Annotated in this window: 11 protein-coding genes; 4 read left to right on the top strand and 7 right to left on the bottom strand. The window is 75.0% G+C overall.

Annotation, left to right across the window (positions count from 1 at the left end):
• The 3 genes from ACGF15_RS23950 to ACGF15_RS23940 all read left to right on the top strand — a co-directional run bounded on the left by ACGF15_RS23950 (position 1) and on the right by ACGF15_RS23940 (position 4,504).
• Positions 1-1,503, top strand: a complete 1,503-nt coding sequence (locus tag ACGF15_RS23950; RefSeq protein ID WP_392801799.1) for a protein phosphatase 2C domain-containing protein — start codon at positions 1-3, stop codon at positions 1,501-1,503.
• Between the two features lie 232 nt (positions 1,504-1,735).
• Positions 1,736-3,049: a VWA domain-containing protein gene (locus tag ACGF15_RS23945; protein WP_345610806.1), complete on the top strand. Its 1,314-nt coding sequence runs from the start codon at positions 1,736-1,738 to the stop codon at positions 3,047-3,049.
• A 105-nt stretch (positions 3,050-3,154) separates the two neighbouring features.
• The gene (locus ACGF15_RS23940) at positions 3,155-4,504 is read left to right on the top strand and encodes an FHA domain-containing protein (RefSeq protein WP_392801796.1); all 1,350 of its coding nucleotides are present in this window, start codon (positions 3,155-3,157) and stop codon (positions 4,502-4,504) included.
• A gap of 85 nt (positions 4,505-4,589) precedes the next feature.
• On the opposite strand, the gene ACGF15_RS23935 is transcribed toward ACGF15_RS23940, so the two are convergent.
• Entirely contained in the window at positions 4,590-5,588 is a 999-nt protein-coding gene (locus ACGF15_RS23935) for a methyltransferase domain-containing protein (protein ID WP_345610815.1), read from the bottom strand.
• A 125-nt stretch (positions 5,589-5,713) separates the two neighbouring features.
• On the opposite strand from ACGF15_RS23935, the gene ACGF15_RS23930 reads away from it, so the two are divergent.
• Entirely contained in the window at positions 5,714-6,118 is a 405-nt protein-coding gene (locus ACGF15_RS23930; protein WP_345610819.1) for a globin, read from the top strand.
• An 88-nt stretch (positions 6,119-6,206) separates the two neighbouring features.
• Here ACGF15_RS23930 and ACGF15_RS23925 read toward each other — a convergent pair whose 3' ends face one another.
• From ACGF15_RS23925 to ACGF15_RS23900, 6 genes are all read right to left on the bottom strand, one after another.
• On the bottom strand, positions 6,207-6,887 hold the full coding sequence (locus ACGF15_RS23925) for a hypothetical protein (RefSeq protein WP_345610821.1): 681 nt from the start codon (positions 6,885-6,887) through the stop codon (positions 6,207-6,209).
• Entirely contained in the window at positions 6,884-7,333 is a 450-nt protein-coding gene (locus ACGF15_RS23920; protein ID WP_345610823.1) for a thioesterase family protein, read from the bottom strand. Before ACGF15_RS23920 ends, ACGF15_RS23925 begins: the two co-directional genes overlap by 4 nt.
• 10 nt (positions 7,334-7,343) lie before the next feature.
• Positions 7,344-9,008, bottom strand: a complete 1,665-nt coding sequence (gene ettA, locus ACGF15_RS23915) for an energy-dependent translational throttle protein EttA (protein ID WP_345610825.1) — start codon at positions 9,006-9,008, stop codon at positions 7,344-7,346.
• A gap of 262 nt (positions 9,009-9,270) precedes the next feature.
• Positions 9,271-10,620, bottom strand: coding sequence for a Cys-Gln thioester bond-forming surface protein (locus tag ACGF15_RS23910; protein ID WP_392801791.1), 1,350 nt, complete (start codon positions 10,618-10,620; stop codon positions 9,271-9,273).
• Positions 10,621-10,964: 344 nt separating this feature from the next.
• Entirely contained in the window at positions 10,965-11,420 is a 456-nt protein-coding gene (locus ACGF15_RS23905) for a single-stranded DNA-binding protein (RefSeq protein ID WP_392801788.1), read from the bottom strand.
• Positions 11,421-11,585: 165 nt separating this feature from the next.
• Positions 11,586-13,508: a GTPase gene (locus ACGF15_RS23900; protein WP_345610830.1), complete on the bottom strand. Its 1,923-nt coding sequence runs from the start codon at positions 13,506-13,508 to the stop codon at positions 11,586-11,588.
• Positions 13,509-13,514: the final 6 nt, after the last annotated feature.

Raw genomic sequence — 13,514 nt, 5'->3', positions numbered from 1 at the left:
ATGGCGCACATGGACCAGTCGGCCGTGAGGCAGTCCTGCCCCGGCTGCGAGGAGCCGGTGGAACCCGGCGACCGTTTCTGCGGGGTCTGCGGACGTGATCTGTCCGTGCTCCCCGCGCCCGCCCGGCCGGCCCCGGCGGGTTCGGGCGCCCCGGTGGAGTGGCCCGCGGCCGACGGCGCGGACACCTCCGGCCTGGCGCCGCGCACCCAGCAGCCCGGCGACCTCCCGGGCACGGACTCCGGGGGCGGTGAACTCCCGGACCACCGGGCCCCCGCCGCTCCGGCCGCGCCCGCGTCCGAGCCGCCCGCCACCCCGCCCGCGCCGGCCGTGCCACCGCCCGCCACGCCACCCGCGCCGGCCGTCCCGGCGCCCGCCATGCCGCCCGCCCCCTCGGGCGCGGCGCCGCAGCCCGTCGCGGACGCGGGCCGCGGGGCGGCGCAGCGGGAGCCCGGTCCGGCCCCGGTGCGCCACGACCATCCGGGTGACTTCGAGCTCGCCGCCCCCCGGCCCGCCGCTCCGCCAGCGGTGGACCCCCGGGCGGTGCACCCGCCCGTCGCGGCGCCCGCGGCGCGCGGCCGGGCCTGCGTGGCCTGCCGGTCGGGACGGGTGGACACCGACGGCTACTGCGAGAACTGCGGGCACGCCCAACCCCGCGAGCGGGACCACATCGAGGAGGAGCTCGGCGCGGTGGCCGCGGTCAGCGACCGCGGACTGCGCCACCACCGCAACGAGGACGCGTTCGCCGTGTCCTCGACGGCACTGCCCGACGGCTCCCCCGCGGTCCTCGCCGTGGTCTGCGACGGCGTGTCCTCGGCCACCCGGCCCGACGAGGCCTCCGAGGCCGCCGCCCGCGCCGCGAGCGAGCGGCTGCTCACCTCGCTGCCCCGCGGCACGCACCCGCAGCAGGCCATGCACGAGGCGATCGTGGCCGCGGCGGAGGCGGTCGGCTCCCTGGCCGACACCGGCGAAGCCGTGCCGGAGGAGGACCACCGGCACCGGAACGCGCCCGCGTGCACCATCGTCGGCGCGGTCTGCGCCGGCGGGCTGCTGGTGGTGGGCTGGGTCGGCGACAGCCGCGCCTACTGGGTGCCCGACGACCGCAGCGGCCCTCCGGCCCGCCTGACGGAGGACGACTCCTGGGCGGCGCAGATGGTCGCCGCGGGCCTGATGAACGAGGCCGAGGCGTACGCCGACGAGCGGGCGCACGCCATCACCGGCTGGCTGGGGGCCGACGCCCTGGAGGTGGAGCCGCACACGGCGGCCTTCAAACCGGACCGCCCGGGAGTCGTGGTGGTCTGCACCGACGGCCTGTGGAACTACGCCGAGGGCGCGCAGGACATGGCCCGCGCCGTGCCGCCGGACGCCGCCGAGCGGCCGCTGCACAGTGCGCGGACCCTCGTCGGCCACGCCCTCGACGGGGGCGGCCACGACAACGTGACGGTGGCCGTGCTGCCGTTCGCCGTGGCCGCCGAGGGGCCGGGGCCCGCCGGCGGCGGGGAGTAGGAGGTGCGCGGGAGGTCCCGCCCGGCACGGGGCGCCCGGCAGGCGCACCCGCCGCGTTGCCGGAGTCGTCCGGGTGCGCACGGCAGGAGGGTGGTCCTCCGCCTCGCGGCCGCACCCGGGTGACGCGCCGCCCCGTCCCTCGGGAGCGCGCCGCTCCACCCGCGGCGCGCCCAGGATCCGACCGACCGTCCGTCCCCGTCCCGCTCCCGTGGAGCCGCAAGGAGCCGATCAGATGGCCGTGTTCGCCAAGTCCCCGGTGCCCCGCTTCTCCGTCGGCATCCACCAGAACGAGTTCCTCCCCGAGGGCGGGAGCGAGGTCCACGCCGTGGTGACCGCGACCGCGACGGGCGGCGGGACGGCCGGGACCGCCGGTGCCCGGGCCGGGTTCGTGATCATGGTCGACTGCTCGGGCTCGATGGACTACCCGCCCGCGAAGCTGCGCCACGCCCGGGAGGCGACGGCGGCGGCCCTGGACACGCTGCACGACGGGGTCGCCTTCGCCGTGGTGGCGGGCACCCACGAGGCCGTCGAGGTCTACCCGGGCGGCGGCCGGCTGGCCGTCGCGGGCCCTGCCACCCGTGCCGCGGCGAAGGAGGCTCTGGGCGGGCTGACGCCCGGCGGGGGCACCGCGATCGGGACCTGGCTGCGGCTGGCCGACCGGCTGCTCGGCTCCGCGGAGGTGTCCATCCGGCACGGTGTGCTGCTGACCGACGGGCGCAACGAGCACGAGTCGCCCGAGGCGCTCCGGGCCGCGCTCGACGCCTGCGCGGGACGCTTCACCTGCGATGCCCGCGGCGTGGGCACGGACTGGGAGGTGCGGGAGGTCACCCGGATCGCCTCGGCGCTGCTGGGGACGGCCGATATCGTCGCCGACCCGAGCGGTCTGGCCGGGGACTTCACCGCGATCGCGGAGCGCGCCATGGGCAAGTCGGTGGCCGATGTGCGGCTGCGGGTGTGGACTCCCGCCGGGGCCGGGATCGTGTTCGTGAAGCAGGTCGCCCCGGCCGTGGAGGACCTGACCGGGCGACGCGCCGAGGTTCCCCCGCGGGCCGGCGACTACCCGACCGGCTCCTGGGGGGACGAGTCCCGCGACTACCACCTGTGCGTCCGCGTCCCACCGGCCGAGGTGGGCCGGGAGATGCTGGCGGCGCGGGTCTCCCTCGTGCTCCCCGCGACGGATGCGGACGCCCCCGAGGTGCTGTCGCAGGGGCTCGTCCGCGCGGTCTGGACGGCGGACCCGGCCATGTCCACGCGGATCAACCCCCAGGTGGCGCACTACACGGGGCAGGCCGAGCTGGCGCAGGCGATCCGGCAGGGCCTACGGGCGCGCGCGTCGGGGGACTTCGGCGGCGCGACCGCGAAACTGGGCCGCGCCGTCCAGCTCGCCGCCCGCTCGGGGAACAGGGACACGGCGAAACTCCTTTCGAAGGTGGTGGAGGTGGTCGACGCCGCGACCGGTACTGTGCGACTGAAGACGAAGGTCGCGGACGCGGACGAGATGGCGCTCGACACGCGGTCCACCAAGACCGTTCGCGTGAAGAAGTAGCGGCCGGAAGGGTCGGCAGCGCCGGCCGCCAGGACGCGTACAGGCACGTCCGAGCAGAAGCGAGTCGGCCCCGGGGGGCCGAGAGGGAGAGGGGGGAGCGCCGACATGCCGACCTGCCCGAACGGACATCAGTCGGGTTCCGACGACTGGTGCGAGGTGTGCGGCCATCGCATGAGCGGTGCCGGTGCTCCTCCGGGAGCGATGCCGCAGCCTCCCCCGCCGCCCGGGTACGGCTACCCGGGGCCGGCCGGTCCGCACGCCACCGCCCAGGCCGAACTCTGCCCGCAGTGCCGCACTCCCCGGGAGGCCGCGGCGTCGTTCTGCGAGGAGTGCCGGTACAACTTCGTGACCCATACGGCCACGTCGTACACGCCCCTCGCTCCGCCGTCCACACCGGGGCCGAACCTGCCGCCCGCCTTCCGGACGGGACCGCCGCCGCAGCAGGGGGCCCCGGGGGCGCCTGTCCAGGGCACCCGGCACCCCGACTCCTTCGCCTACCAGGACTCGCGGCCCTCGCAGGTCAACCGGCCCGCCGAGCCGCTCGGCCAGGAACCCGGCCCGGAGGCCGGCGCCCCCGAGCCCCCGCCGGGCTTCCCTCCGCCGGGTGCACCGCCCGCTCCGGGCGCCTTCCGGCAGACGGAGCCCGGTCCCCCGGTAGCACCGCAGCAGACCGGTGGCGGCGACGACTGGCTGCTGCCGCCTCCGTCGCGGACGCAGTCCCCTCCCCCGCCGCCCTCGCCCCAGGCTTCGCACGCCCCTCCCGCGCCCCCGAGGCCGCACGGGCCTTCCGCACCCCACGGGCCGCAGGGACCGGCTGCGCCCCAGCCGCCGCAGGGGCCTTATGCACCGCACGGGCCCATGTCACCGCCACCGCCCCACGGGCAGCAGGCGCCCTCGTCGGACCAGTCCGCTCCACCGGGGCACCAGGGACCGCAGACGGGGCACGGCGGCTTCCCGCCGCACCAGGACCGCCCGCACCAGGACCCCCAGGGCGGTCCGCAGTACGGGGCGGGGCACCCCCCGCAGTTCCCGGCTCCCCCGCCCGGCCCGGCCACCTGGACCGCGGTCGTCGGGCCGGACCGCGCGTACTTCACCGCGATGATGCAGCGCAGCGGCCCCGAGGCGGCCGCGCTGAACCTGCCCGCCTACTCCCCCGAGCGGCACGTGCCGCTCACCGGGAGCCAGGTGACCATCGGGCGGCGCCGGCACTCGACCGGAGAGGCCCCCGACATCGACCTGTCCGTGCCGCCGGAGGACCCGGGCGTCTCCCACCAGCACGCGGTGCTGGTGCAGCAGCCCGACGGCTCCTGGGCCGTGGTGGACCAGAACTCGACCAACGGCACGACGCTCAACGGCGCCGAGGACCCGATCCAGCCCTACGTCCCCGTCCCGCTCCACGACGGCGACCAGGTGCACGTCGGGGCCTGGACGACCCTCACGCTCCGCCGGGGCTGAAGGGCCGCCGCAGGGCACGGCCGCGGTCCGGACGGTGCGGGCCGGGGGCCGCGGCGGGGCCCGGAGCACCCGGTGCGCGCCCCGGTCAGGCCCCCGCCGCACCCAGCGGCCACGCGTACGGTCCCTCGGGGTCGTCGAGCCAGGCCCACTGGCGCCCGCCGCCGACCGTGACGCCGAAGCGCCGCCGCCCGGGCCGGTGCTCGCGCTCCCACAGCGAGAGCGCCTCGCGCGGGTCGAGGGTGCCCGCGGTGAGCGTGAGCAGGAAGCGGAACAGGTCGTTCTCGATGGCACGCCGCGGCAGTCCGCCCGCACCCGGTTCCAGGGGCGCCGCTCCGCCGCGCAGCGGCACGAAGTACGCCGAGGTGTGCAGGAAGCGCCCCTCGGCACTCCTCCCGTCGGACCCCACCCGCAGGGCGATCACCCCGGTGGACAGCGGTGCGACGATCCGGGCTCCCGGCCGGCACTGGGAGATCCACGGGTCGGGCACCGAGGCGGGTGCACAGGTGGCGATCACGGCGTCGAAGGGCGCGCGTCCGGGATGGCCGCGCGAGCCGTCCCCCACGGCCACCACCGGGTGGTACCCGGCCTCGTCCAGGTGCCGCCGCGCCGATTCCACGACTTCCGGCTCGACGTCCACCGTGGTCACCGCGGCGTCGCCGAGCCGGTGCGCCAGCAGCGCCGCGTTGTACCCGGTACCCGCGCCGATCTCCAGGACGCGGTCACCCGGGGCCGCCTCCAGTGCCTGGAGCATCCGGGCCATCAGCGAGGGCTGGCTGGAGGAGGACAGCAGGGTCCCGTCGCGCAGGCGGGTGGCCAGCGGAGCGTCCTCGTACGCGCCGTGGAGCCAGCGGTCCCGCTCCTCCGGGTCCGGATCCTCGCGCCACATGCGCTCGTAGACCCCGGAGCGGTTGACGAAGTAGCAGGGGACGAAGAGGTGGCGGGGCACCGCGGCGAAGGCCGACCGCCAGCCCGGGTCGGACAGCCCCCCGTCCGCGACGATCTCCCTCACCAGCGCGGCCCGTGCCCGGGCGCCCGGACCGGCGAAGGGGTCGGCGGGGGCGTGGCCGGAGGTGTGCGCGGACATGACTCCACTGTCCTGCCCCCGCGCCCGCGGGGCCACCGGCGCGGTAATCCCGGCGGCAGTGGCGGGACCCGGGCGGCGGTCCTAGGACTTCCGGCCCCGGCCGGGTCGTCTGAGACGATGTACGGGTGAACGAGATTCCGCGCGGGACGCTTCAGGAGCAGACCTTCTACGAGCAGGTCGGCGGCGAGGAGACCTTTCGACGCCTCGTCCACCTGTTCTACCAGGGCGTGGCCGGGGACCCGCTGCTGCGGCCGATGTACCCGGAGGAGGACCTCGGGCCCGCGGAGGAGCGGCTCGCGCTCTTCCTCATGCAGTACTGGGGCGGGCCCCGCACCTACAGCGACAACCGCGGCCATCCGCGGCTGCGGATGCGGCACGCCCCCTTCACCGTGGACCGCGCGGCCCACGACGCCTGGTTGCGGCACATGCGGGCGGCCGTGGACGGGCTGGGGCTCGCCCCCGAGCACGAGCGGCAGCTCTGGGACTACCTGGTCTATGCGGCCGCGTCGATGGTGAACACCCCCGGATAGCCCCGCGCACCCGGGCGTCGGCACCGGGGGCGGGCGGACGGGCCCGGTAACGCCCCTGCCGGGCGGCCACGCACGGCGGGTCGGGAGTTCAGGCGCGGCGGGGGGTGAGCGGGAGGCCGCCGAGGCCCCCGGTGCGCACGGCGACGGACCCGTAGGGCGTCCGGAGCCGGAGCCAGCCGCTCGCGGCCAGCAGGTCGGCGGGGGCGCCCGGCCGCAGGAAGCCGAGGGACTGCGCCGCGTGGACGGCCCTCAGGGGCAGCCCGGTGCCGCCGACGGTACGGGACCAGATCTCCCGGCCGATGCGGTCCCGCCCGGCCCGGGTGCGCTCCCCGGCGGGCAGCGCCTCGTCGCGGGCCCGGAACTCGGCGACGGCCTCGGCCACCGCGCCCCTCAGCTCGCGCACCGGGGGCAGTCCCGCCAGCCCGTGCCAGCCGCCGCGAGGCGGCAGCACCCCGGCCCACGGCGGCCCGGTGACCGCCGCGGGGACGGTGCACCTGTTCCCGTCGAGGGACTCCAGAAGCTCCCCGGCGGAGACGGTCGTGTCGATCGCGGCGGGCTCGGCCAGCCGTGCCGTGCGGATGGCCAGCACCTCGAAGGACGGGGGACGCCCGAAGACGGCCAGCGCCTCCCCGCCGGCCTGGATCCTGACCGCCGCGGCGCGGTCGTAGTGGATCAGCCGGGCGAGGAAGGCGGAGAGGTCCTCCGCCTCCTTCGCGTCGGCGAGGTGCAGGCTCTGCACGGGTACGGGCACGGGCGTCCGGGGGGTCATGCGGCGACGGCGTCCTCTGGCCTCTCCGCCGGGGCGTCGAGGTACTCGCTGAGGAAGGCCTTCTCCTCTGCGCTGATCCGGCGCGGGCGCTGTGCGGCCAGGTCGAAGGGCACCACGACGGTCGAGGCCCGCACATACACCGTGTCCGGCTCGCCGGCCTCCTTCACCTCGTAGGCGATGGTCAGCGACGCCGCGCTGATCCTGGTCACCCAGGACTCGACGACCACCGGCTCGTGGCGGTGGACCAGGGGCCGCACGTAGTCGATCTCGTGCCGTGCGACCACCGAACCGCCGGAGAAGGAGGGCGAGCCGTCGCCCGGGGCCAGCCGGAACATGAAGTCGATCCGCGCCTCTTCCAGGTACCGCAGGAAGACGACGTTGTTGACGTGCCCGAAGGCGTCCATGTCCGACCAGCGCAGCGGGCAGCGGTAGATGTGACGGGCCATGTCGCTCGCCTCAGCCCCGGGTGAGCTTCTTGTACGTGGCGCGGTGCGGCCGGGCCGCGTCCGGGCCGAGGCGCTCGACCTTGTTCTTCTCGTAGGACTCGAAGTTGCCCTCGAACCAGAACCACTTGGAGTCGCCCTCGTACGCCAGGATGTGGGTGGCGACGCGGTCGAGGAACCAGCGGTCGTGGGAGACGACCACGGCGCAGCCGGGGAAGTCCAGCAGGGCGTTCTCCAGCGAGGACAGCGTCTCGACGTCCAGGTCGTTGGTGGGCTCGTCGAGGAGCAGCAGGTTGCCGCCCTGCTTGAGGGTGAGCGCCAGGTTGAGGCGGTTGCGCTCACCGCCGGACAGCACGCCCGCGGGCTTCTGCTGGTCCGGGCCCTTGAAGCCGAAGGCGCTGACGTAGGCCCGGGACGGCATCTCGACCTGGCCGACGTTGATGTAGTCCAGCTCGTCGGAGACGACGGCCCACAGCGTCTTCTTGGGGTCGATGTTGGCACGGGACTGGTCGACGTAGGAGATCTTGACCGTCTCGCCGACCTTGATGTGGCCGGAGTCCGGCTTCTCCAGGCCCTGGATCATCTTGAAGAGCGTGGTCTTGCCGGCGCCGTTGGGGCCGATCACTCCGACGATGCCGTTGCGCGGCAGGGTGAAGGAGAGGTCGTCGATGAGGACCTTCTCGCCGAAGGCCTTCGAGAGGTTGCTGACCTCGACGACGACGCTGCCCAGACGGGGGCCCGGCGGGATCTGGATCTCCTCGAAGTCCAGCTTCCGCATCTTGTCCGCCTCGGCGGCCATCTCCTCGTAGCGGGCCAGACGGGCCTTGGACTTGGCCTGCCGTCCCTTGGCGTTGGAGCGGACCCACTCCAGCTCGTCCTTCAGGCGCTTCTGGCGCTTGGCGTCCTTCTGGCCCTCGACCTTGAGCCGGGCGGCCTTGTTCTCCAGGTAGGTGGAGTAGTTGCCCTCGTAGGGGTGGGCGCGGCCGCGGTCGAGCTCCAGGATCCACTCGGCCACGTTGTCGAGGAAGTACCGGTCGTGGGTGATCGCGACGACGGTGCCGGCGTACTTGGCGAGGTGGGCCTCCAGCCACTGGACCGACTCGGCGTCCAGGTGGTTGGTGGGCTCGTCGAGCAGCAGCAGGTCGGGGGCCTCCAGCAGCAGCTTGCACAGGGCCACGCGGCGCTTCTCGCCACCGGAGAGGTTGGTGACCGGCCAGTCGGCGGGCGGGCAACCGAGGGCGTCCATGGCCTGCTCGAGCTGGGCGTCGAGGTCCCAGGCGTTCGCGTGGTCCAGGTCCTCCTGGAGCTTGCCCATCTCCTCCATGAGCTCGTCCGTGTAGTTCGTCGCCATCTCCTCGGCGATGGCGTTGAACCGGTCGAGCTTGCCCTTGACCTCGGCGACGCCCATCTGGACGTTCTCCAGGACCGTCCGGTCCTCGTCCAGCGGGGGCTCCTGCAGGAGGATGCCCACCGTGTAGCCGGGGGACAGGAAGGCGTCGCCGTTGGACGGCTGCTCCAGTCCGGCCATGATCTTGAGCACGGTGGACTTACCGGCGCCGTTGGGGCCGACCACACCGATCTTCGCGCCGGGCAGGAAGCTCAGCGTCACGTCATCGAGGATGACCTTGTCGCCGTGCGCCTTGCGCGTCTTGCGCATCGTGTAGATGTACTCAGCCAAGAGAAACCGTCCGGCAGGCAGTGGATGGGCAGATACACCCATCTTGCCGTACGCGGGGCCGTGGGCGAAAACCGCGTGGCCCCGGCGGTCGAGGGCCCGGGAGGAGCCCGGCGCACGGGTGCGGGCGGGCCGCGTACGGGGTGCGCGCGCGGCCGGATCGGGCCGCCCCCGCGCGCCCGGCGCGCGGGCACGCCGACGGGCCCGGCGCGCGCAGCGCACCGGGCCCGTCGACAGCCTTCAGGGGCGGGTCACCCGCCGGAGATCACTCTCCGGAGACCGCCTTCTTCCGGCGCAGAATGAACATCGCGGCGCCGCCCGCGACGACCAGGACGACCGCGATACCGGCGATCATCGGGGTCGCGCTGGAGCCACCGGTGGCGGCCAGGTCCTCGCCGCCGCCGGAGCCGCCGTCGGTGCCCGCGGAGGAGCCGCCGGCCGTGGCCGGGCTCGGCTCGGAGGAGGGGGTCTCCTCGTCCTCGGGCGTCTCAGGCGCCGGGGTGCCCTGGGTCTCGCAGTCCAGCACGCCCTGGAAGCGCTCGGAGAAGCCGTTCGGACCGGTGATGGTGAAGTCGTACGCCTGGTCCTCGGCGACCGGGACGGTCACGGTCTTCGACTCGCCCGCGCCGACCGTGTGCTTCTCGCCCGCGAGCTCGAAGGTGAACGGGGAGTCGCCCTCGTTGCTCGCCGTGACGTCCACGCCGCCCTTGACGCAGTTCTTCTCGGCGGTCACGGAGGGGATGGCGCCCTCGGTGGCCCAGTTCGCGCTCGCCTTGGCGGTGACAGTGGTCTCGCTGGAGCCGGCCAGGATCTGCGTCTGGCTCTTGCTGGCGCTGGCGAACGCGCGGCCGACCGGGACGGAGGTGGTCGCCTGGACGGTCAGCTCGGCCGAGCCGTCGGCCGCACCCTCGGGCACGTCGAAGTAGAGCTCCGAGCCGTTGGCCGCGGTGGTGAGGGCGTTGCCGTCCTTGTCGGTGACCTTGACGCCGGTGGCGGCCGAGTCGGCCGGGCCCGCGACGGACACCTCGGAGGCGTTGGTCTGCACGGTGACCGGGCCGAGGCGGCTGCCCGCCTTGCCGGAGACCGCGTTGGGCTCCAGGGTGAGCGAGGTCTTCGGCTCCTGGAGGTTCTGGGCGCTCTCCTCCAGCCAGTCGGCCAGCTTCTCGGCCTGCTTGTTCTTGGCCTTGACGTCGACGCCGTCGGAGAAGCGCCAGATGGCGACCTGGGTGCCGGCGGCGGCGGTCTCCGCCGTCAGCCGCTTGGCACCGGCCTTCTCGGCGAGCGCCGAGAGGTCGTCGACCTGCGGGTACGAGTTCTGGAGGATCCAGAGGATCTTGCCCGCGTCGTCGTTGGAGCCGAGCGAGGTCTGGGCCCAGGGGGTCTCCAGGTACTTCGCCTTGTCCTGGGTCGGGTTGTGGATGTCGATGCAGTAGGTCTTGAGGTGGCCGCCGCCCTCGACGCTCATCTCGAACAGACCGGCGGGCAGCGGATCCTTGACGCCCTTGATCTTGGCGTAGTCGAAGGTCTTCAGCCCGTCGAGAGTCGCGACGGCGCCCCCGTGGTGCTCGGTGGCGTCGTCGGCGACGGCGGTACCGGCCCCCGTGAGCGTGCCCATGGCAACCAGGCCGGCAGTGGCGGCCGCGGCGGCTATGCGCCGGCGAACGGTGCGACGCCCGGTCGAGGCGGCCGCAGAGAACAGATCAAACACAGAATTCCCCTCCGGGCGAGATCCCGCATGGACGCGCGGATGCGCACACGTGTGATGCGTGATGGGTGAGTCTCGCCAGCAGTCTCAAGTGCCCCGTGAGCACGCGGGAATCCTATGGACGGAAGCGGACGCGGTCCCCCTTCATACCGTCCTACAACCGTTCCGAATCGGAATCGTTATCCCCGGCGACCGATCTTTCCTCTTCCGCCCCTTTTTCGGGTTGCACATCGACAAATCAACACACTCACAGGTCACTTGGCGGGCACCGGAGCGCGCGCCTCCGGCATCTCGGCACGCTCCCCCGCGGCACCCCCGGCTCCGGGACGGGCGACCGTCACCCTGGGATCATCCCTCGTCACACGGCGGAACGCGGCCGTCCCCCGGGTCAGATCGTGGCCCACCGCCAGGGCGTCGACGTCGACGAAGGTCCGCCGCCGCCCGTCGGATGCCTCCTCACGGACTTTCAGCCGTCCATGGACGACGAGAGGTTCACCGACGGAAACGGATCCGGCCAGATTCATGGCCAGCGACCGCCAGGCGAAGATCGTGTAGAAGCTCGTGGGCCCGTCGGCCCAGTTGGCGTTCCGCCTGTCCCACCTGCGCACGGGCACCGCGAATCGGAATCGCGCCATGCCCCCGGCCGCCGTATCGCGGTACTCGACATTCGTGGCGGCATTCCCCACCAGCGTCACCATGGTGTCGTTCATCTCCACTGCCTCCCCGTCGGGTTGGAATTCCGGCTCCGCAGCACACCCGCCCACCGCCCGGTGTGCGGGTGTGCGGGTGTGCTGCGGTCTTCCGGTCCCATGCTGGCCCCGGCCCCCGTTCGGCGCCGGCGCCTGTGGACGGCGGGGAGGTTGGGGACAACGGCCTCACCCGATCCGGCTCCGCACCTTCCCGCGCCCCGGACCGCGCCGGTGCGCACCCGTCGGGCCGCCGCGCACGGAGCCGCCCGGGCCCCCCACCGGCCCGCCTCCTCCTCCGGGCCCTGCCGCGGGGCGCGGCGCCGGCCCGCCGCCGGGCCCCGTCACGGCGGCGTACCGCTCGCGCACCTCGCGGTAGCGCATGAGCTCCGCGGCGATCGGGTCCAGCACCGTGGCCCTGCCGCAGGCGCCCGCCGCCTCGTGCAGACGCCGGGTGACGTCCTGCCCGTAGCGCCGTGCCGGCCCCCTGGCCGCGGCGGCGCAGGCCCACTCCACCAGGGGGCCGCCGACGATCCCCGCGAGCATCACCAGCACCGGCGGCAGGAGCCCGGGTTCGAGCACGCCGACGATCTGGCCGACGAGCCAGAGGCCGCCGTAGACCTGCAGGAGCGTCATGGCCACCTGGGCGAGCACCGCCGCCGGCCACCACGCGGGGCGGGGCGGCCGTCCGCCGGAGGCGGCCGCCTCCCGCGCCGCGAGGTCGTCCAGGGCGCCGGGCAGGTCCTGCGCTCCGCGCTGCGCCGCCTCCCGCACCGCCTGCGCCCAGGGCGCGGGCAGGCCGTCGGCGGCCTCGTCGGCGACCGTGCGCACGGCCTGCTCCACTCGCTGCCGGGCGGTGGGCTCGTCCTCGGCGGGCGGAGTCGGCCGAAGGGCCGCGGCCCCGGGCATCCGCGTGCGCTCGTACCAGCGCCACAGGCGCAGCCACGGCGTCCCGCAGGCCCGGTTGGCGTTGCGCCGCCACTCGCGCTCCGCGGCCTCCCCCGCGGAGGCGGCCCCGACGGCGTCCCCGAGCCGGGCGGCGAAGTCCTCCCGTGCCCGCTCGCCGAGACCGGTCCGGCCCTCGGCCACGTAGACCGGGCGGAGTGCGTCGGCGGCCGCGTCGACGTCGGCGGAGAGCCTGCGCCCGGCGGCGTCCCGGGCCTGCACGAACGCGCCCAGCATCTCGCGCAGTTCGGGGACCCCCTGGCCGGTGAGGGCGGAGACGGCGAGCACCGTGGCACCCGGGTCGCCGTGCTCGCCGACCGCCATGCCGTCCTCGTCCAGCAGCCGCCGCAGGTCGTCCAGGACCTGGTCGGCGGCCTCGCCCGGCAGCCGGTCGGTCTGGTTCAGCACCACGAAGCTGACCTCGGCGTGGCCCGCGAGGGGGCGCAGATAGCGCTCGTGGAGGGCCGCGTCGGCGTACTTCTCCGGATCGACCACCCAGATCACGGCATCGACCAGGGCCAGGATCCGGTCCACCTGCTCGCGGTGGTGGACCACGGCGGAGTCGTGGTCGGGCAGGTCGACGAGGACCAGGCCGTGCAGCTGCTCGTCGCCGTCGCCGCCCGCCAGCGGCCTGCGGCGCAGCCGCCCGGGGATCGCGAGCCGGTCCAGGAGCCCGGCCGCCCCCTCGGACCAGGTGCAGGCGATGGGGGCCGAGGTGGTCGGGCGGCGCAGCCCCGTCTCGGCGATGCGGACCCCGGCCAGGGCGTTGAACAGCGTCGACTTGCCGCTCCCGGTGGCCCCGGCGATGGCGACCACGGTGTGCCGCGAGGAGAGCCGCCGCCGGGCGGCGGCCTCGTCCAGGACCCGCCCGGCCTCGGCGAGCGTCCTGCCGTCCAGGCGGGCCTGGGAGAGGCCGAGGAGGTCCCGCAGGGCGTCCAGCCGGTCCCGGAGGGGGCTGCCGAGGGCGCCGGGGGCCTCCGCGGGGTCGTGCGGGCCCTCGTCCGCCCCCGCCCCGGTGCGGCCCTCGGAGCACGCGTCCTGCTCCCCGTCCCCGGCGCCCTCGCCGTCCCCTTCGGCGCCGCGCGTGCCGGACTCGGCCCGGCGGGCGATCACTCCGTCGTCCCAGCGGTCGCCGGTCTCGTTCTCGTCGTCGGTGATGGCGGTCACCCGCGC

This window comes from Streptomyces sp. NPDC048001, from assembly GCF_043203115.1.
GTDB classification, from domain to species: domain Bacteria; phylum Actinomycetota; class Actinomycetes; order Streptomycetales; family Streptomycetaceae; genus Streptomyces; species Streptomyces sanyensis.
Note: the sequence above shows the minus strand (reverse complement) of the source record. Positions and strands in the feature narration are given on the sequence as shown.

Coding starts and splice junctions, on each gene's coding strand:
- ACGF15_RS23910 (WP_392801791.1), bottom strand. CDS start 10,620: ATGGGCACGCTCACGGGGGCCGGTACCGCCGTCGCCGACGACGCCACC.
- ACGF15_RS23905 (WP_392801788.1), bottom strand. CDS start 11,420: ATGAACGACACCATGGTGACGCTGGTGGGGAATGCCGCCACGAATGTC.
- ACGF15_RS23940 (WP_392801796.1), top strand. CDS start 3,155: ATGCCGACCTGCCCGAACGGACATCAGTCGGGTTCCGACGACTGGTGC.
- ACGF15_RS23935 (WP_345610815.1), bottom strand. CDS start 5,588: ATGTCCGCGCACACCTCCGGCCACGCCCCCGCCGACCCCTTCGCCGGT.
- ACGF15_RS23925 (WP_345610821.1), bottom strand. CDS start 6,887: ATGACCCCCCGGACGCCCGTGCCCGTACCCGTGCAGAGCCTGCACCTC.
- ACGF15_RS23920 (WP_345610823.1), bottom strand. CDS start 7,333: ATGGCCCGTCACATCTACCGCTGCCCGCTGCGCTGGTCGGACATGGAC.
- ACGF15_RS23950 (WP_392801799.1), top strand. CDS start 1: ATGGCGCACATGGACCAGTCGGCCGTGAGGCAGTCCTGCCCCGGCTGC.
- ACGF15_RS23945 (WP_345610806.1), top strand. CDS start 1,736: ATGGCCGTGTTCGCCAAGTCCCCGGTGCCCCGCTTCTCCGTCGGCATC.